The sequence below is a fragment of the Delftia sp. UME58 genome (genome assembly GCF_014170385.1).
Taxonomy (GTDB): Bacteria; Pseudomonadota; Gammaproteobacteria; order Burkholderiales; family Burkholderiaceae_C; genus Comamonas; species Comamonas acidovorans.
In genome coordinates this window covers 23437-41402 of sequence record NZ_LZZV01000036.1, presented here as the reverse complement: position 1 = coordinate 41402, position 17966 = coordinate 23437, and the positions used below count along the sequence as shown (strand labels likewise).

Here is a 17966-nt window from a genome sequence, read left to right as displayed (position 1 = left end):
GCCCGGATGATGCCGAACTCCAGTTTTGGCGACCATGCTTGCGCAGCCACACCAACACGGTCGAACGGCCCTGGATGCCGTAGCGCTCCTGGGCCTGTTTGTACGTGAGATCGCCTTTTTCCACCTGATCGACCACCGACAGCTTAAAAGCCAGCGTGTAGTCCCGCTGCGTGCGTTTGACCCTTGATTCCATTGACTTGCCTTTTCTGAGAGGAAAAGGTGTCAACCCAGGTCAGGACGGGTCATGGAATAAAAAAAGAGCAGCGGATGCTGCTCTTTTTTTGTTCAGGCCGCCAGCCTTCAAGCCCCTTCGCCCAGGGGCTCGCTGTCCACCTGCAGCGACTGCGGCGCCAGCGGGCCGCCGCTGATGCTGCCGCCCTGCAGGGAGTAGTGCTGGATCAGGCCCAGCAGTTCCTCGTCCGAGTAGGGCTTGCCCAGGTAGTGGTTGGCGCCCAGCTGGCGCGCCATCTCGCGGTGCTTCTGGGCGATGCGCGAGGTGATCATGACCACGGGCAGGTCGCGCATGGCCTCGTCGGCGCGGATGTTGCGCAGCAGGTCGAAGCCATCCATGCGCGGCATCTCGATGTCGGACAGCACCAGGGTCGGGCGCTCCTCGGCCAGGCGCTCCATGGCCTGCAGGCCGTCGGCCGCCAGGGCCACGCGGTAGCCTTCGCGCTGCAGCAGGCGCTGGGTGACGCGGCGCACGGTGATGGAGTCGTCCACCACCAGCACCAGCGGCACCGAGGCCGGTCCCGCGCTGGCCAGCACGGCCTCGCCGTCGCCCTGGCCGGCCGCGCGTTCGGCCTCTTCGGTCCGGACGCGCACCTCGTCGCCATAGACGTTGGCCAGCGCCACGGGGTTGTAGATCTGCACCACGGCGCCCGAGGCCAGCACCGACATGCCGGTCAGGCCGGGCAGACGCGCCAGCTGGGGGCCGAGGTTCTTGATCACCACTTCCTGGTTGCCCAGCACTTCATCCACGTGCAGCGCAATGCGCTGCGCCGCGCTGCGCAGGATGACCACGGGCCGGGTGCGGCCCACGGTTTCCTCGCTGCGCAGCGAGGACTGCCACAGCGCGCCGGCCCAGTAGAAAGGCAGGGTCTCGCTGCCATCTTCGAAGCTGTGGCTGGCATAGGCCTGCTGCAGCAGCTCCAGCGGCGCGCGGCGCACGATTTCCACCAGGCTGGCGGGCACGCCGACCAGCAACTGGCCCGCGCGCAGCATGACCACCTGGGTGACGGCAGTCGTCAGCGGCAGCACGAGGCGGAAGGCACTGCCCCGGCCCGCCTCGCTGTGGGTTTCGATGCGGCCGCCCAGCGCGTTGACTTCGGAGCGCACCACGTCCATGCCGATGCCGCGCCCGGCCACGCCTGTCACCTCGGTGGCCGTGGTGAAGCCGGGCTCGAAGATCAGGCGGCCGGCGTCCTGCTCCGTCAGCGTCTGGTCCTCGGGCCACAGGCCCTGGGCCACGGCCTTGTCGCGGATGCGCTGCAGGTTCAGGCCGGCGCCGTCGTCCTCCACCGACAGCGCCACGTCGTTGCGCTCCTGGCTCAGGATGATTTCAATGGTGCCCATGGCGGGCTTGCCGGCGGCGGCACGCTGCTCTGGCGACTCGATGCCGTGGGCCACGCAGTTGCGCAGCAGGTGCTCGAAGGCCGGCATCATGCGGTCCAGCATGCCCCGGTCCATTTCAATGGTGCCACCCAGGATGTTCAGCCGTACCTGCTTGCCCATCTCCTTGGAGGTCTGGCGGACCACGGCGTACAGGCGCTCGGCCAGGGAGTCGAACTCCACCATGCGCGTGCGCAGCAGGTCGCGCTGCAACTCGCGGGCCTGGCGGCCCTGGGCGACCAGGTCGTCCTCGGCGCCGGCCATGTCGCGCTGCAGGTTGCGCTGCACGGTAGCCACGTCGTTGACCGACTCGGCCATCATGCGGGTGAGTTCCTGCACGCGCGTGAAGCGGTCGAACTCCAGCGGGTCGAAGCCCACGGCCGAGTCCTTGGACAGGGCCAGGCGCGACTGCATCTGGCTTTCGGCCTGGACCTCGATGTCGCGCAGCTGCATGCGCAGGCGCTCCAGGTTGCCGGCCAGCTCGTCCAGCGAGCCGCGGGCCTGGGCCAGGCGCGCATCGACGCGCGAGCGCGCAATCAGCACCTCGCCGGCCTGGCTGATCAGTCGGTCCAGCAGCTGGGCGCGCACGCGCACCGTCTGCTGGGCACCGGCGCGCAGCGGCGCAGTGACAGGCGCTGGCACAGGGGCCGCGGCCGCCGGTGATCCAGCCGCCGCCGATGCGTCGGAGGCCGCAGCCGCTGCGGGCTCGGCGTGGGAGATTTCATCGCCCAGGTCCAGCGGCGCTTCCTGCGCCTGCTCACCGGCCACGCGCAGCACGTCGAAGCCGGCCTGCAGCGCGTCGAAGCTGCCCAGCAAGGGCTCGATCTGCTCGGCGGTCGGAGATTCGCCATCGACCCGCTCCACGGCAGACTCAAGGCGGTGGGCCATCTCGCCCAGGCGCATGGCGCCCGCCAGCCGGGCACTGCCCTTGAGCGTGTGCAGGGCGCGCAGGGTTTCGTGGCGCGCCTCGTCCAGCGAGGGCCGGCCATGCCAGCGGCGCAGCGCGGCGCCCAGGCGGGGCAGCAGCTCGATGGCCTCTTCCTCGAAGATGGGGAACAGGTCGGGATCGACCTCGTCCAGCGCATCGATGTCATCGTCCAGGTCGCTGCCCACGGCCACGGCATGGGCGATGGCCTCGTCGATGCGGCGCTGCAGCTCGGCTTCGTGGCGCGCATCGTTGACCAGGGGACGCATGGAGTAGGCCAGGGGCGCCACCGACGATGTCTGCGCCTGGGCACCGGCGTCGAGCACGGCGTCCGTGCCATCGCTGGCGTCATGAGGCTCCAGTTGGTCCCGCTGCTCCAGCGGCAGCAGCGCGTCCAGGCGGCTGTCCGGCGCGTCTGCGGCTTCGATGTCCAGCGCCAGCAGGGCCTGCAGGGCTTCTTCCACGCCCGGCTGGGGCGTCTTGAGGAAGCCGGCGGCGAACTGGTGCAGCAGGCGCTGCACTTCGTCGGAGGCCGCCACGCAGGCGGCAATCTGGTCGGGCGTGCCACAGCGCTGCGGCTGCAGATGGGTCAGCGTATGTTCCAGCAGGCGCGCCAGGTCCGACAAGGCCTTGAAGCCCACGGTGGCCGAGCTTCCTGCCAGCGAATGCGCAAAGGCGACGGCATCGTCGGGCACGGGCTCGCCGGGCTCGGTCGCCCATTGCTGCAGCGTCAGGTCCAGGCGGCGCGACCATTCGTCGGCCTCGTTGAGGTAGACGTTGTACAGCGGCGCGCTGATGCGCAGGCCATCCACGACCTTGAAGCCATCGGCGTCGATGCCGGACAGATCCTCGTCGCCGGACGCTTCGGCTGCTTCGGCGGCATCGACCACGGCTGCGGTCTGCGGCGCCTGCGGGGTTCCCGCCTCGGTCGCCTCGGGTGCCTCGACTGCTTCAACCGCTTCAACCGCTTCAACCGCTTCAACCGCTTCAACCGCTTCTGGCACCGTGATCATCTCGATCGCTTCGGCGGGTGCCGCTGCCGGTGTCAGGCCCAGATCCAGGTCCAGCCCCTCGAAAGGCGCCAGCGGCACGGCGGCGTGCGGTGCTTCAGTTTCAGCGTCAGCCTCGATGGCTTCGGCTTCGATGGCGGCGGCCTCGGGCAGCGCGGGCGGGTCGCCCGCGACGACGGCCAGGGCTTCCTGCTCGCTGTCGCGCATGGCGGCCTCGAAGGCCGCGAAGTCCAGTTCCTCGACGGCGTCGGTAGCCAGTTCGGCAGGTGCCTCGGCGGCGTGCGGTGTCAGTGTCTCCAGGGGTTCCTGCGGCGCGGCGGCCGAAGGCTGGGGGTCCGGCTCCAGCAGGTCGAAGTCCAGCGCAAAGTCCAGCTCGCCAGAGGGCTGGACGGGCTGGGCGGGCGCGGCCTGCTCGGGCGCATCCAGGTGCTCTGCCTGCGGCTCCTGGGCCACGGGCGCGAATTCCTCGATTGCGGCGGTAGTGGATTCGGGCGCGGGTTCGGGTTCGGGCTGTGCGAGGGGATCGGCACGCGGTGTGCGCGGCACCAGGGCCACGTCGGCACGCAGGCCTTCCAGGCGCATGGCATCGGCCGCAGCGCGGAAAGGCGTGGCCTGCCAGGCGTCGGCCTGGTGCCGCTCTATGGCCGAGGCCCAGGCGCCAAAGGCGCGCAGCGCATCGCTGGCCAGCTCCTGCATGGGCTGGGGCATGGCCTTTTGCTCGGCCAGCCAGGCGTTGAGCATCTGCTCCATGGCCCAGCCGGCTTCGCCGAATTCATCCAGGCCCACCATGCGCGAACTGCCCTTGAGCGTATGGAAGGCGCGGCGCAGCGTGGTCTGCTCGCTGAGGTTGCCCGGCTCGTCGGCCAGGGCGCGCAGGGCCTGCAGGCCGTTGTCCACCACCTCGCGGGCCTCTTCCAGGAAGATGCCCAGCAGTTCGTCGTCCGAGTCTTCTTCCGAGACCGACAGGCCGGCCGGCGGGGGCACGGGCTCGGACACGGATGCAGAAACGGATTCAGAGACGGTTTCAGGCGCAGATTCGGCTGCGGGCCCTGGCCCGGCCAGGGGCTGGTCCAGCTGGAAGACCGGCTCGGCCGGTGCTTCGAGGGCCTTGGCGAACTGCGCCAGTTCCGCGGCATCGGCCAGCGCGTCCTGCTCGGCGGCGGCGGGCTGCGCCAGCGGCTCGGTCGCGATGTCCACGGGAGCCGGGGGTGGCGTGGAGGGCGCGGCAGATTCCGGCTCGGCGATGGCGTCCTGCGGCACGGGCAGCGGCTGGGCCACGGCAACGGCTTCGCGCTGCGGCGGCACGGCGGCGGTGTCCAGGGCGGGCAGTTGCTCGGGCGCCTTGCCCGCATCGTCGGCCCGGTGGCCACGTCGGCCCATGAGGATGCGCAGGCCGCCTTCGGCCTCGTCATAGACGAAGAGCTTGCGCGCCATGCTGCGCTGGTAGCTCAGCATGTCGATCAGAAAGCCCATGGCGCCCAGGCTGTTGCCCAGTTTCTCGAACACCTTGGGACGTTCCGCGTCGTCGATCTCACCCAGTACCAGCCGTTCCACGGTCTCGCGCATTCGCTGCATGGCCTGCGTGGCCTGGTCCAGGCCCAGCACGGACAGCACGCCGCGCATCTGCGCCATCTGGCCCGACACGGGTGCCAGCACCGTGGCATCGGCAGGATTGCGGAAATACTGGTCCAGGTGCCGCTCGGCCTCGGCCAGCGTGGCACGCAGCTCGCCCACGACCGAGCCCATGGTCTGGTGGTCGCTGGCCTGGCGGTACAGCTCCTCCATCCAGGGCTCCAGCGGACGCGCGGGCGCGCCCTGCAGGGATTCCTCCAGGCGCTGGACCAGGTTGGCGGACTGCTCGGCCAGTTCCTCGTCGCCCATGTCCATGGTGGCAAAGGCCGCCTGCAGGTAGAGCACGGAGGTGGCCACTTCCATGGCCAGTTCGGCCGGTGGCGGCTCGCCGATGCGGGCCACGGTTTCGGCCACCTTGATCAGCATGCGCGCCAGGCCATGGCTGGCCGGGTGCAGCTTGACCAGGGATTCGGCCACCTGGGCGAACTGGTCCACCACGGTCTTGGTGCGGGCACGGTCGCCGCCGGCAAGGGCGGACCAGGTATCGGCTGCCGTGGTGATGCGCTTGCGCGCCTGCACCAGCACCGCCGGGTCGTATCGGCCAAAGCGTGTCTGCTGGTAGTCCACCTGGGGCTGGGCCTGCATGCCATAGGCCTGGCGCACCGCCTGCAGGGCCGCGCCAGCCTGCTCGGCAGGGCGGGCCTGGGCGCAGAAGAACAGCAGGTCCTGCAGCAGCCGTGCAGGCGGCGTGCGGTCGCCCTTGGCCATGGCCGCGTACTGCATGAGCACGCGCGAGGCCATGCGCTTGACGTACAGGTCGACCACGATCATCCCGCGCGACTGCGCGTCGAAGAAGCCGGCCGCCACCTTCCAGAAGCTGCGCGCGGTGACATCCTCGGTCTGGCCCACGGCAAAGCGCAGGCACAGGTCGCGCATCTGGGCGGCGGCCTCGCGGTCGTCGCTCTTGACCATGCGCAGCACCACGCCGTCGAGCAGGGCCCGGGCATCGGGGCCGTAGGCCAGCGGCTCGGGCTGGCGCGCCCATTCGGGCTCGCGCGCGCGGCGCTCGGCAGGCCACAGGTCGGCCGGGTGCACCTTGTCGTTGCCGGCCAGCGCCTGGGTGTCGCGATATTGGGGAAACAGGGCCACGGCCGAGACGGTCTTGCCGGCCAGCACGGTCTCCAGGTATTCGATGAGCGCGAAGCTGGCGCGCTCCAGCGTGGCCGCAGCCTGGTCGGTGCACAGCTCGGGGCGCTGCACAAAGCGCTGCACGGCGCTTTCCATGCCGCGCAGCACCAGGGCCGGAGAGCCCAGGCCCACCATTTCGAGGGCGCCGCAGGCCTGGTGCAGTTGCTGGCGGGCGATGCGCAGGGCCGAGGTGTCAAGCTCCTCCAGGTCCGAGGCGCGTGCCGCATCGGCATCGCGCACGAAACGGGCCACCGCCTTGCTCGCCCCTTCCAGCGACTTGCGCAGCTCATCGAGCACCCAGGCCAGCGGGCCCAGGTCCTGTTCGGTGTGCGCGGCCTGCGCCGCGCCCGTTTGCGATTCGTCAACCACTGACATGGACAGTTCCCCAAGCCCCTAGGGCCTGTGCATAGCTATGTTGGACCGGGTCAGGCAATCTTGAAACGCGCCACCGACTGGCGCAGTTCCTCGGCCATGTGCGAGAGTTCGCGCACCTGCTGTGCCGTGGTGCGCGTGCCTTCGCCCGTCTGCTCGGTCACCGCGAAAATGTGCTGGATGTTCTCGGCCACGTCGTTGGCCAGAACGGCTTCGCGCGAGGTGGACGAGGAGATCAGCTCGATCAGCTCGGCCAGATGGCGCGACACGGAGTCGATCTCGGTCAGCGCGGTGCCGGCGGAGTCGGACAGGCGGGCCCCCTCGACCACACCCTGGGTGGAGCGCTCCATGGCGGCCACGGCATCCTGGGTATCGGTCTGAATCGCCTTCACCAGCGCCGCGATCTGGCGCGTTGCGTCGGCCGAGCGTTCGGCCAGGCGCTGCACTTCTTCGGCCACCACCGAGAAGCCGCGACCGGCTTCACCGGCCGATGCGGCCTGGATGGCGGCGTTCAGCGCCAGCACGTTGGTCTGCTCGGTAATGTCGGAAATCAGCTCGGTGATTTCACCGATCTCCTGCGAGGATTCGCCCAGCCGCTTGATGCGCTTGGAGGTTTCCTGGATCTGGTCGCGGATGGAGTTCATGCCGCCGATGGCGTTCTGCACGGCCTTCAGGCCCAGGTCCGCAGCTTCCAGCGACTGGCGCGCCACCTGGGCAGATTCCTGCGCCTGGGTGGAGACCTCGTTGATGCGGCCGGCCATGTCCAGCACGGAGCGGCCGGTTTCGCGGATCTCGCGCAGCTGTTCGGTCGATGCGGCCAGCAGCTCGGTGGAGTTGGCATCCACCTCGGCCGTGGTCTGCGCCACGCGCGTTGCCGTGTTCTGCACGCTGCCCACCAGGGCACGCAGCTCTTCCACCGTGTAGTTCACCGAGTCGGCGATGGCGCCGGTGATGTCCTCGGTCACGGTGGCTTCCTGAGTCAGATCGCCCTCGGCCACCGACTGCAGCTCGTTCATCAAACGCAAAATGGCGGCCTGGTTGGCGTCGTTGATGCGCTTGGCTTCATGCTCCTGCACGCGCGACTCTTCCTGGCGGCGTTCGGCAGCTTCCTGACGCAGACGGCTGTCGAGCAGCTGCACGCGGGACAGGCCCACGCCGCACAGCAGCACCAGCACGGTGGCCAGGGCCAGCAGGCCCATGGGCAGCGAGCCGATGCCGGCGCCGCTTTGCAGCTTGTTCTGCAGATCTTCCAGATGGCGGCGCAGCGGTTCGCTGTCGGCATTGATGGCGGTCTGGGCCTCGCGGGCGGACACCAGGCCCTGCAGGTTGCCCAAAATGGCGCTGGCCTGGCTACGGGTCTCTTCGTAGAGCTTGATCAGCGCCTCGATCTGCTCGCGGGTCTGGGCGTCGCGCGTGGGAGGCAGGCGCAGTTCGCTGCTGCCGCCCAGCAGGCTTTCGGAGATTTCCTTGAACGAGTTCAAGTCCTTGCCCAGCAGGAACACCGCCTCGGGGCTCACGCCTTCGGCAGTCTGGAATTCGTTGGCCGACTTGCCGATACGCTGGGTCAGCATCACGAGCTGGCCGGCGGCGGAGATTTCCGCCGGGCTGGCGCCCTGCTGCAGCTTGAGCGAGGAGATGGTTTCGGCGATCTCCAGCAGATCCGAGGACTGGCGGTTGATGGTGCGCAGCGCGTCGCCGACCTGGGTCAGGATCTGCTTTTGGTCCATCACCACCTTGGCGCTTTGCTCGGCACGCTCCATCAGCGGCGTGATCTGGCCCAGTTCATCGGCATAGGCGCCGCCCAGCGGCCGCACGCCCAGGGAGTCGTCGCCCGAGACAACGGCACGCACGTTGCGCGCCAGCACGCCGGCGCTGTCCTGCACGTCCGCAAAGGAGGATGCCGCGCCTGTCAGCGCCTGCGAAACCGACTTGGCCAGACGCTGCGATTGCATCAGCGCCTGGCCGGTGGCGGCCAGCTGCTGCGCCGAGCCGTCGGCCTGGCGCAGGGCCCAGGCCGCAGCCAGAACCAGGGCCAGCACCGACACGCCCAGCAAGGTGGACAGCGTGCGCTGGTGGCGCGCGGCAGGCGCGCGGCCCAGCAGCGGCAGGACCACCATGTCCTGGTCCAGGGCTGCGCTGGCGTCGCCCGGCATGGCGTCGGGCGCGCCCTGCACGGTCATGGACGCATCGAGTGCGTACATATCCTGGGAGACGGTGTCTCCGAGCATGCTGTTGTCCGCGCCCGAGCCGGCGTCGGCCGGCTTGCGTTGGAAGCGATTTGCAAGACGTTGCAAGAATGACATGGGACGACCTTCAGAAACTCAGGCGCGAATGCTCAGAAACTCGGAGGTTTGGGACAGGCGCTGCAGTTGCAGCTCCTGCCAGCGGTGGCCCGCTTCATCGATATGCACGGGGCCGAAAAAGGCGGGAGATTGCTCGGGCGCAGGCTCGGTGCGCACAAAGGCGTCGGCGCTGCGCAGGCCCTGCAGGCGGTCCACGAGCAGGGAGGCGTTCACTTCCAGCGCGGCATTGAAGGCCAGCAGGCTGGACTCGGCCAGCGCCGGTTCGCTGCGTGCCACGCCGTGGCCCAGCAGGCTGGCCAGGTCGATCACCCCGGCCAGGGTGCCGCGCAGGTTGGCAATGCCCAGGAACCAGGGCTTTGTATAGGGCACGGGCTGCACGCCGGCCCAGGGAAAGATTTCGCCGGACTGACCCAGCGGCATCAGGTAGTTGCGCCCACCGGCCTGTACGGCCAGCCAGGCGGCCACCTTGACGCCTTCGCTGCGTGCGGCCTGGAGGCGGCCGGCCAGACGGGATTGCAGATCGCGCAGTGCTTCACGGTTCGCCATGGGCAGCGCACCGCGTCAGTTCAGCGCCGCGATCTTGGCCTGCAGCTCGCCTGCATCCACCGGCTTGGTGATGTAGTCACGTGCGCCCTGGCGCATGCCCCAGACCCGGTCGGTTTCCTGATTCTTGCTGGTGCACATGATGATGGGCAGGTCCGCGTACAGCGGGTCGCGCGTGATGGCACGCGTGAGCTGAAAGCCGTTCTGGCCGGGCATGACCACGTCCATCAGGATCAGGTCGGGCCGGTCTTCGGCCAGGCTGCGCAGGGCTTCCTCGCCGTTCTCGGCCGTGCGTACCTGCAGTCCCTGCTTTTGCAGCATGTCGGACAGAAACATCAGTTCGGTCTTGGAATCGTCCACGACCAGGACTTTGCGGATGGGCATCAAAGTGCTCCTATGGTTTGCTTGCCGAACTGCTCCACGGCCTGCAGCAGCTGGTCTTTGGTGAAGGGTTTCGTGAGGTAGTCCTGGCAGCCCACCATGCGCCCGCGCGCCTTGTCGAATACGCCGTCCTTGGACGAGAGCATGACCACGGGCGTATCAGCGAAGCGCGCATTGCGCTTGATGATGGCGCAGGTCTGGTAGCCGTCCAGCTTGGGCATGAGGATGTCGCAGAAGATCAGCTGGGGCTGGTAGTCGTTGACCTTGGACAGCGCGTCGAAGCCGTCGTCGGCCAGGAGCACTTCGTGCCCGCCTTGCTTGAGGAAGATTTCTGCGCTGCGGCGGATGGTATTGCTGTCATCCACCACGAGTACGCGCAAGGGTGCGCCCGATGTCGTCACTGAGAAACCTCCCGGAAATGTATGAGTCGGCGCGGGTGGTCCCGCGCTCAGATTTCGACCATCTCAAAGTCTTCTTTACGTGCACCGCATTCGGGACAGGTCCAGTTCATGGGCACGTCATCCCAACGCGTCTGGGGTGCGATGCCATGCTCGGGGCAGCCTTGCGCCTCGTCATAGATCCACCCGCAGATCAAGCACATCCAAGTTTTAGGGTCGGTCACAGCTTAAAGGGCCTTCACATAGAATGCAACGATTGTATCTAGTCATAACCACCCGCCACGGCCTTCGCTGGCGGGGCGCAAACTGGGCAGAGCCATGGCATTGAACCCCTCCAACTCCCCCAGTCCCGACACCGAATTGGTGGACGAAACCGCTCCCGTCTGCGTGCTGGTCTTCAACGCCAGCGACCCCAGCGGAGCGGGTGGCCTGTCGGCCGATATTGCCACCATCGCCTCGGTCGGCGGTCATCCGCTGCCCGTGGTCACGGGTGCCTACGCGCGCGATTCGGCCAAGATCTTCGAGCATTTCCCCTTTGACGACGAGGCCGTGGCCGAGCAGGCGCGCGCCGTGCTGGAGGACATTCCCGTGTCCGCCATCAAGGTCGGCTTCGTGGGCAGCCCGGGCAACCTGGCAGCGATCGCCGAGATTGCCTCCGACTATCCCGACATCCCCATTGTCTGCTACATGCCGGACCTGTCGTGGTGGGAGGAAGACCCGCTCGACCAGTACATGGACGCCCTCAAGGAGCTTGTGCTGCCGCAAACCTCGGTGTTGGTTGGAAGCCACAGTACGCTGTGCCGCTCGCTGCTGCCCGACTGGAGCAACAGCCGCAGCCCCACGGCGCGCGACATCGCCATGGCGGCCGAGGCCCTGGAAGTGCCCTACGTGCTGGTCACCGGCATCCCGCTGCCCGACCAGTTCGTGGACAACGTACTGGCCACGGCGCAGTCCGTGCTGGGCAACAGCAAGTACGAGATGTTCGACGCCACCTTCACCGGCTCTGGCGACACCCTGTCGGCCGCGCTGGCGGCCCTGGTGGCCAGCGGCAACGACCTGGGGCTGGCCACGCAGGAGGCGCTGGAGTACCTGGACCGCAGCCTGGACAGCGGCTTTCGCCCCGGCATGGGCCACTTCATCCCGGACCGCATGTTCTGGGCCCAGCCCGAGCCCGAGGACGAAGACGCCGATGCCGCCGAGCCGCTCACCGAACTCGACTCCGACACCCAAGCCATCGAAGGCTTCGTGATGCCCCCCCATGACACCAAGCATTGAAATGAGCCACCCCTGAGCGGCTGCGCCGCTTCCCCTCTCTCGCTGCGCGGGAGGGGACGACACCCTCGCGGCGGGGCGGCCCTTGCTCGGTGTCCCGCGCTTGGATCTCGCCAGTTTCGCCAAGGCTCTCTGCACTATGACCACTGACCTGAATATTCCCCTGTTCGAACGCGCCAAGGCCGTGATCCCCGGCGGCGTGAATTCACCCGTGCGCGCCTTCAACGCCGTGGGCGGCACGCCGCGCTTCGTGCGCCGCGCCCAGGGCGCGCATTTCTGGGACGAGAACGCCCAGCAGTTCACCGACTACATCGGCTCCTGGGGTCCGATGATCCTGGGCCACGGCCACCCCGAGGTGATGGCCGCCGTGCAGGCCGCCGCGCTGGAAGGCTTCTCCTTCGGCGCGCCCACGGAGCGCGAGGTCGTGCTGGCCGAGAAGATCCTCTCGCTCATGCCTTCCATGGACATGGTGCGCATGGTCAGCTCGGGCACCGAGGCCGGCATGAGCGCGCTGCGCCTGGCGCGCGGCTTCACGGGCCGCAACAAGATCATCAAGTTCAACGGCTGCTACCACGGCCATGCCGACGCGCTGCTGGTCAAGGCCGGCTCGGGCCTGGCGACCTTTGGCGCCTCGTCCTCGGCCGGCGTGCCGCAGGACGTGGTCAAGGACACGGTGGTGCTGGAATACAACGACGTGGGCCAGCTCGAAGAGGCCTTCGCCCAGTTCGGCGACCAGATCGCCTGCGTGATCATGGAGCCCATTGCGGGCAACATGAACTTCGTGCGCGCCAGCGTGCCCTTCACGCGCCGCATCCGCGAACTCACGCGCGAGCATGGCGCGCTCATGGTCTATGACGAGGTGATGACCGGCTTTCGCGTGGCCCTGGGCAGCGCCCAGAGCCTGTACGCCCAGCAGATCGAAGGCTTTGCGCCCGACATCACCGTGCTGGGCAAGGTCATCGGCGGCGGCATGCCCATGGCGGCCTTTGGCGCGCGCCGCGAGATCATGGAAAAGCTCTCGCCCCTGGGCCCGGTCTACCAGGCCGGAACCCTCTCGGGCAACCCCATCGCCACGGCCTGCGGCCTCAAGACGCTGGAGCTGATCAGCGAGCCGGGCTTCCACGACGCCCTGCACGCGAAGACCGGCCGCCTGATGGCCGGCTTCAAGGCCGAGGCCGACGCCGCCGGCGTGCCTTTCAGCGTGGACCACCAGGGCGGCCTGTTCGGCTTCTACCTGCTGCCCGAGCTGCCCAGCACCTGGACCGAGGTCATGAAGACCGATGGCGCACGCTTCAACCGCTTCTTCCACGGCATGCTGGAGCGCGGCCACTACTTCGCGCCCGCGCTGTACGAGGCCGGCTTCGTGAGCGCCGCGCACACGGATGCGGACATCGACAAGACCATCGAAGCCGCGCGCGAAGTGTTCAAGACGCTCTGACGCTGGCCCGTACCTGCCGATCGAGCCCGCCCTCGCGGGCTCTTTTCACGTCAGGGCCGACGAAAAGCCTGGCGCGCCTGCTCGACCTCGTCGCGCACGGCGCAGCCCTGTGCATGGTCGTTGACCAGGCCCATGGCCTGCATGAACGAGTACACGGTGGTCGGACCCACGAACTTCCAGCCGCGCTTTTTCAGCTCCTTGGACAGGGCGCGCGATTCTGCGGTTTCGGACACGGGGCCCGCGCCCTGCACGGGCTCCGGCGCATGGCGCCAGAAGAAGGCCGACAGCGAGCCTTCCGCCTCCACCATCTCCAGCGCCCGCTGTGCATTGTTGATCACGGCCTCGATCTTGCCGCGATGCCGCACGATGCCCGCATCGCCCAGCAGCCGCAGCACATCGTCTTCGGTGAAACGCGCGACCTGTTGGAAGTCGAAGCCCGCAAAGGCCGCGCGGAAGTTCTCGCGCTTGTTGAGGATGGTCAGCCAGCTCAGGCCGGACTGGAAGCCCTCGAGGCTGAGTTTCTCGAACAGGCGCCGGTCGTCGGCCACGGGGAAGCCCCATTCACGGTCGTGGTAGGCCAGATAGTTGTCCGTGGCGGCGCACCAGTGGCAGCGCGGCCGGCCGTCGGGGGCGGTGAACAGGCGGGACATGGTCAGGATTTCCCGGGCTCGGGAGAGGGGAGCGACAGCAGCCAGGCCGCCATCTGCAGGGATTGCGCCGTATCGAGGTGCGGATGGCGCGGCATGATGGCGCGGCCCCATTCGCCGGCCCCGCCCTCGCGGATCTTGCGCGCCAGGTAGTCGGCGGCATCTTCGCGGGCCCGGTAGCGCTCGGCGATCTGCTGGAAGGACGGGCCCACGTAGTGGCGCACCATGCCGTGGCAGCGCAGGCAGTCATTGCCCTCGACCAGGGCCTTGCCGGCAAGCAGCCGGGGGCCTGCATTTGGATCTGCAGCTGCCGTCACGGCAGCTGCCGGCAGGCCCGCAACGGGCGCAACAGCCGGCCCGCGCATGATGCGCCAGCCGATGTTGAAGACACCCAGAGCCACCAGCAGCATGAAGACCACGAGCGCCCAGCCCAGCCAGCGGGGCCGGTGGGGGGCGTCGTCGCCCTCGTCGTCTGCGCCAGGAGGCAGTTGGCCGGCCATCAGTGGCGGAAGTGGCGCACGCCGGTGAAGACCATGGCGACGCCGCGCTCGTTGGCGGCGTCAATGACTTCCTGGTCGCGCATGGAGCCACCGGGCTGGGCCACGCAGGTGGCACCCGCGTCAACGACCACGTCCAGGCCGTCGCGGAAGGGGAAGAAGGCATCGCTGGCCACGACCGTGCCCTGCAGGCTCAGCCTGGCGGCCTCGGCCTTGATGGAGGCGATGCGTGCCGAGTCCAGGCGGCTCATCTGGCCTGCGCCCACGCCCATGGTCATGCCGTTCTTGCAGAACACGATGGCATTGCTCTTGACGTACTTGGCGACCTTCCAGGCGAACAGCAGGTCCTGCAGTTCTTCGGGGGTAGGCTGCTTGACGGTGACGACCTTGAGGTCGGCCAGGGCCAGCTCATGGTTGTCGGCGGTCTGCAGCAGCAGGCCCGAGCCGACGCGCTTGGCGTCCATGGCGTTGCGGCCCTGGTCCCAGGCGCGCTCTCCACCGGCCGGCAGGGCGATCCTCATCAGGCGCACATTGACCTTGGGCTTGAAGATTTCCAGCGCCTCGGCCGTGAAGTCGGGGGCCATCAGCACCTCGACGAACTGCTTGACCACGGCCTCGGCCGCCGCCTTGTCCACCGTGCGGTTGAAGGCGATGATGCCGCCGAAGGCGCTGGTGGGATCGGTCTGGAAGGCCTTGGCATAGGCTTCGTGCGCGTCCTTGCCCACGGCCACGCCGCAGGGGTTGGCGTGCTTGACGATCACGCAGGCAGGCTGCTCGAAGCTCTTGACGCATTCCCAGGCGGCATCGGCGTCGGCGATGTTGTTGTACGACAGCTCCTTGCCCTGCAGCTGCTCGCCCGTGACCAGGGAGCCGGGAGCCGGGTACAGGTCGCGGTACAGGGCGGCCTGCTGGTGGCTGTTTTCGCCGTAGCGCAGGTCCTGCACCTTGGTGAAGTGGCCGTTGCTCTGGCCGGGGAAGGCGCTGCGCTCGGGCACGTAGGTTTCGGACAGCTTCTCGTCCTCGAACTTCACGCTGGACAGGTAGTCGCTGATGGCGCCGTCGTACTGGGCGATGCGGTTGAAGGCGGCCACGGACAGCGCAAAGCGCAGCTTGTCGGACAGCTTTCCGCTGGCCTTGAGTTCGCCCAGCACGGCTTCGTACTGGCCGGCGTCGGTGATCACGCCCACGTCGGCCCAGTTCTTGGCGGCAGAGCGCACCATGGCCGGGCCGCCGATGTCGATGTTCTCGATGGCGTCGGCCAGCGTGCAGCCGGCCTTGGCCACGGTGGCCTCGAAGGGGTAGAGGTTCACCACCAGCAGGTCGATGGTGTCGATGCCGTGCTCCTTGAGGGCCGCCATGTGGGCCGGCAGCTCGCGGCGCGCCAGCAGGCCGCCGTGGACCTTGGGGTGCAGGGTCTTGACGCGGCCGTCCAGCATCTCGGGGAACTGGGTGACTTCGGCGACCTCGGTCACGGGCAGGCCAGCCTCGGCCAGCAGCTTGGCGGTGCCGCCGGTGGACAGCAGCTTGATGCCCAGGGCGTGCAGGCCTTGGGCGAATTCGACAATACCGGTCTTGTCAGAGACGGAGAGCAGGGCGTTCATGGGCGTCGGTGCAGGGAGTTTGAAAAAAAGGGGAATTCGTGCCGCTCAGAGCATGTCGTGCTCAAGCAGCTTCTTGCGCAGCGTGTTGCGGTTCAGGCCCAGCCAGTCGGCGGCGCGGGACTGGTTGTTGTCGGCCTGGCTCATCACCACTTCCAGCAGCGGCTTTTCGACCAGGTGGATCAGCATGTCGTACATGCCATTGGGCTTTTCGCCGTCGAGATCGCGGAAATACCCCTCCAGGCTTTCACGCACGCATTGTTCGATGTTCTGGTTGCTCATACTGTCATTCCTGCGGGCTCTCCGAATTCGGCGCTTGTGGCGCCGGCATCGATGGCGGCCGGTATCCGGTCCATCCGTGCGCCCAGGGCGTCCAGATAGTCGGCCACGGCCTGCCATTGCACCGCGCAGTCCTCGATGGTGTTGATGTGTTGTCTGAATGCCTCGCCGCCCGGCAGGCTGCGCAGGTACCAGGCGATGTGCTTGCGCGCGCTGCGCACGCCGGTGCCCTCGCCGTACAGGCTGTAGTGGTCCTGCAGGTGGTCCAGCAGCAGCCGGCGCAGCTCGGCCACCAGCGGCGGGGCCATGTGCTCGCCCGTGGCCATGAAGTGCGCGATCTCGCGGAAGATCCAGGGCCGGCCCTGGGCCGCGCGGCCGATCATCACGGCGTCGGCGCCCGTGTAGGCGAGCACGTCGCGCGCCTTCTCGGGGCTGGTGATGTCGCCATTGGCCACCACGGGCACGCGCACCGCCGCCTTGACGGCAGCGATGGTGTCGTACTCGGCAAAGCCCTTGTAACCCTGCTCGCGCGTGCGGCCGTGCACGGTGAGCATCTGTATGCCCACCTCCTCGAAGCGGCGGGCCAGCACCACGGCGTTCCTGTGCGCGTCGCACCAGCCGGTGCGCATCTTCAGCGTGACGGGCACGCCGTGCGGGGCGCAGGCCTCGACCACGGCCTGGGCAATCTCCACGGCCAGGGCCTCGTTCTGCATCAGGGCCGAGCCGGCCCATTTGTTGCAGACCTTCTTGGCCGGGCAGCCCATGTTGATGTCGATGATCTGGGCGCCGCGGTCCAGGTTGTAGCGTGCGGCCTCGGCCATCATCTCGGCGTCCGTGCCCGCGATCTGCACCGCGATGGGGCCGGGCTCGCCTTCATGGTTGGCGCGGCGCGAGGTCTTGAGGCTGTTCCACAGGTCCTTGCGCGATGTCACCATCTCGCTGACCGCGTAGCCCGCGCCCAGGGCCTTGCACAGCTGGCGGAACGGCCGATCCGTCACCCCGGCCATGGGGGCGACGAACAGGCGGTTGGCCAGGGCATGGGGGCCTATGGACAGGGGAAGGGAGGACATCGGGAAAGCCGGAGAAAACGCGCGCGCCGAGCACAAAACGGGCGGCAACAAAGGACCAAGATTGTACCTGCCCAAATTTTCAGCAGGGCTAAAACCGGGCCGTCAAGACGGCCAAGCGGCGAAAACAAGACAGCGCAGCGGTTTCATGGTGTGGGAACGAAGGTGCGCACCTGGCCCGGAACGGCCTGCAGCCCGTAGGCACCAAGCCGGCCCTGCCACCAGCGGCGGTTGAATTGCACGTCGGGAGAGACCTGGTCGTCGGGCATGGGGCGCAGGCCGACCTTCTGCAGCCCGGCTTTCTGCGGCCCGGCTGCCTGCAGCCCAGCTGTCTGCGGCCCAGCCTCCAGTCCCAGGTCCAGCGCCTCGCCGTCGGCCAGCGGGCCGCGCACCACGGCCATGGCCTTGCGCCCGTCGGTCACCCAGGCGTCCAGCACCAGGGCCGGGCCGGGCTCGGACCCGGTCAGGCTCACGCAGCCTTGCAGACGCGGCTCCAGGCCCAGCGGCTCCAGCTCGCGCTGCAGCTGCTCCAGCCTGTCGCCCACGGCCGGGTCCGGCAGGGTGCAGCCCTTGGCCTGCAGCGCCTTGCCCCAGGCGGAGGGCGGTGCGGCCTGGGCGGGCGGCGCCTGGGCAGCGGCCTGTGCCACCACGGTGGTGTCCTTGCCTGGCGATGGCTGCAACGCGGCGCAGCCGGCCAGGCCGGCCGCTGCCATTCCCAATGCTGCCCATCCCGCCCATCCTGCAATCCGCCCTGTCTGCATGACGCCCCCTGTGCTTGTGGTTCTGGAACAGGCCTCACGATAGCTTCAGGCCGACAAGGCGTCAGCCAGCGCAGACCTACACTTGGCAGCACCTATGGAAGTCT

At 68.3% G+C, this 17966-nt stretch carries 14 protein-coding genes and 1 pseudogene; 2 read left to right on the top strand and 13 right to left on the bottom strand.

Annotated elements, in window-relative coordinates:
• From A9976_RS11355 to A9976_RS11325, 7 genes and pseudogenes are all read right to left on the bottom strand, one after another.
• Positions 1-193, bottom strand: a pseudogene (locus A9976_RS11355) (helix-turn-helix domain-containing protein); the annotation flags it as partial.
• 107 nt (positions 194-300) lie between these two features.
• Positions 301-6681: an Hpt domain-containing protein gene (locus A9976_RS11350; RefSeq protein WP_183019089.1), complete on the bottom strand. Its 6381-nt coding sequence runs from the start codon at positions 6679-6681 to the stop codon at positions 301-303.
• Positions 6682-6731: 50 nt separating this feature from the next.
• Entirely contained in the window at positions 6732-8981 is a 2250-nt protein-coding gene (locus tag A9976_RS11345) for a methyl-accepting chemotaxis protein (RefSeq protein ID WP_183019088.1), read from the bottom strand.
• Between the two features lie 18 nt (positions 8982-8999).
• On the bottom strand, positions 9000-9527 hold the full coding sequence (locus A9976_RS11340; protein WP_012203503.1) for a chemotaxis protein CheW: 528 nt from the start codon (positions 9525-9527) through the stop codon (positions 9000-9002).
• Between the two features lie 15 nt (positions 9528-9542).
• On the bottom strand, positions 9543-9908 hold the full coding sequence (locus tag A9976_RS11335; protein WP_013804030.1) for a PleD family two-component system response regulator: 366 nt from the start codon (positions 9906-9908) through the stop codon (positions 9543-9545).
• Complete coding sequence (locus tag A9976_RS11330; RefSeq protein ID WP_016447937.1) at positions 9908-10306, bottom strand: PleD family two-component system response regulator; 399 nt, start codon at positions 10304-10306, stop codon at positions 9908-9910. Before A9976_RS11330 ends, A9976_RS11335 begins: the two co-directional genes overlap by 1 nt.
• A 47-nt stretch (positions 10307-10353) precedes the next feature.
• On the bottom strand, positions 10354-10506 hold the full coding sequence (locus A9976_RS11325; protein ID WP_013804031.1) for a rubredoxin: 153 nt from the start codon (positions 10504-10506) through the stop codon (positions 10354-10356).
• A gap of 115 nt (positions 10507-10621) precedes the next feature.
• On the opposite strand from A9976_RS11325, the gene A9976_RS11320 reads away from it, so the two are divergent.
• Together A9976_RS11320 and hemL are read left to right on the top strand one after the other, a co-directional pair.
• The gene (locus tag A9976_RS11320; RefSeq protein WP_183019087.1) at positions 10622-11578 is read left to right on the top strand and encodes a bifunctional hydroxymethylpyrimidine kinase/phosphomethylpyrimidine kinase; all 957 of its coding nucleotides are present in this window, start codon (positions 10622-10624) and stop codon (positions 11576-11578) included.
• 136 nt (positions 11579-11714) lie between these two features.
• Positions 11715-13013, top strand: a complete 1299-nt coding sequence (hemL, locus tag A9976_RS11315) for a glutamate-1-semialdehyde 2,1-aminomutase (RefSeq protein WP_013804032.1) — start codon at positions 11715-11717, stop codon at positions 13011-13013.
• Between the two features lie 50 nt (positions 13014-13063).
• Here the strand turns inward: hemL and A9976_RS11310 are convergent, their stop codons facing one another.
• From A9976_RS11310 to A9976_RS11285, 6 genes are all read right to left on the bottom strand, one after another.
• Positions 13064-13663, bottom strand: a complete 600-nt coding sequence (locus A9976_RS11310) for a DNA-3-methyladenine glycosylase I (protein ID WP_183019086.1) — start codon at positions 13661-13663, stop codon at positions 13064-13066.
• 2 nt (positions 13664-13665) lie between these two features.
• Positions 13666-14160, bottom strand: coding sequence for a c-type cytochrome (locus A9976_RS11305; RefSeq protein WP_183019085.1), 495 nt, complete (start codon positions 14158-14160; stop codon positions 13666-13668).
• Entirely contained in the window at positions 14160-15758 is a 1599-nt protein-coding gene (gene purH, locus A9976_RS11300) for a bifunctional phosphoribosylaminoimidazolecarboxamide formyltransferase/IMP cyclohydrolase (protein WP_183019084.1), read from the bottom strand. The genes A9976_RS11305 and purH overlap by 1 nt, the downstream gene beginning before the upstream one ends.
• A gap of 45 nt (positions 15759-15803) precedes the next feature.
• Positions 15804-16037 (bottom strand): Fis family transcriptional regulator, encoded by a 234-nt coding sequence (locus A9976_RS11295; RefSeq protein ID WP_016447943.1) that lies wholly within the window; start codon positions 16035-16037, stop codon positions 15804-15806.
• Positions 16034-17104 carry a tRNA dihydrouridine synthase DusB gene (dusB, locus tag A9976_RS11290; RefSeq protein WP_183019083.1) on the bottom strand — a complete coding sequence of 357 codons (1071 nt, stop codon included), beginning with the start codon at positions 17102-17104 and terminating at the stop codon, positions 16034-16036. The genes A9976_RS11295 and dusB overlap by 4 nt, the downstream gene beginning before the upstream one ends.
• A gap of 143 nt (positions 17105-17247) precedes the next feature.
• Positions 17248-17862, bottom strand: a complete 615-nt coding sequence (locus A9976_RS11285) for a hypothetical protein (RefSeq protein ID WP_183019082.1) — start codon at positions 17860-17862, stop codon at positions 17248-17250.
• Positions 17863-17966: the final 104 nt, after the last annotated feature.